Below are 1,185 nucleotides of genomic sequence, written 5' to 3'. Positions count from 1 at the left end.
ACCCAATACAAACAACAAGAAGAAAAAATACTTCACCAAGCTCATTACGATAGCTTAACAGGCTTGCCAAATAGACTGCTGTCACTTGATAGATTATCGCAAATGCTCAAAGACGCCCATCGAGCAAAAAATAACGTGGCGGTACTGTTTTTAGATTTAGACGATTTTAAAAAGGTTAATGACACCATGGGTCACTCTGTTGGTGATGAACTGTTGATCCAAGCTGCGGTTCGGTTAAAGAATACCATTAGAGAAAGTGATGTGGTGGGGAGATTGGGTGGTGATGAATTTATCATTATACTGAGCAATATTAATGAACCCATTGAAGTTGAAATTATTGCCAGTAAGCTACTCGAGCAATTTTACCAACCTTTTAGGCTCGAAAACCGTGAGTTAGTGTCAACCATCAGTATTGGTATTGCCCTTTACCCGCTTGACAGTGAAGACCCCAAAGAATTGCTAAGACAAGCAGATTCAGCCATGTACCATTCAAAAGATCGCGGCAGAAATACCTATAACTTCTATACACATCAAATGAACCACGATATGGATAGGCGCTTGAAAATTGAAGAGCAATTACGCAGTGCATTGAAGCAAAAAGAATTCGAGGTTTACTTTCAACCCTTTGTGGACATCAAGAGTCGTAAAATCATCGGCGCGGAAGCTCTTTTACGTTGGAATAATGCTTTGCTCGGTCAAGTGACTCCTGATGAGTTTATCCCTATTGCAGAACAAACAGGACTCATTGTCTCAATTGGCCAATATGTTATCGAGGTTGCATTTGCTACAGCCAAAAAGTGGCAACAAACTTATAATCCTAACTTTAAAATTGCCATTAATGTTTCCCCGAAACAATTCAGGGAAAATACCTTTGTTGATATGCTTAACATTCAGCTAGATAAACACCAAATTCATGCCAGCACTATAGAGCTTGAAATTACCGAAGGGGTATTACTCAGTAGCGATGCAGTCATCGACAGCAACTTAATATCCATTAACGATATTGGTGTCAGTATTTCAATGGACGATTTCGGTACCGGATATTCGTCGCTCAGTTACCTGCGCAGTTACCCATTCAATACCTTAAAAGTAGATAAAAGTTTTATTAACGATATAACAGTCGATCCTGGGGATCTAGAACTTGTTGGTGCGGCGATCGCTATGGCTGTCTCTTATTACACATCT

At 39.8% G+C, this 1,185-nt stretch carries 1 protein-coding gene; it reads left to right on the top strand.

What is annotated here, in order from left to right:
* On the top strand, window positions 1-1,185 hold a 1,185-nt coding region (locus CXF78_RS01055), incomplete at both ends, for a putative bifunctional diguanylate cyclase/phosphodiesterase (RefSeq protein WP_145991295.1).

This window comes from Shewanella sp. 11B5, assembly GCF_002836795.1.
Taxonomy (GTDB): Bacteria; Pseudomonadota; Gammaproteobacteria; order Enterobacterales; family Shewanellaceae; genus Shewanella; species Shewanella frigidimarina.
Note: the sequence above shows the minus strand (reverse complement) of the source record. Positions and strands in the feature narration are given on the sequence as shown.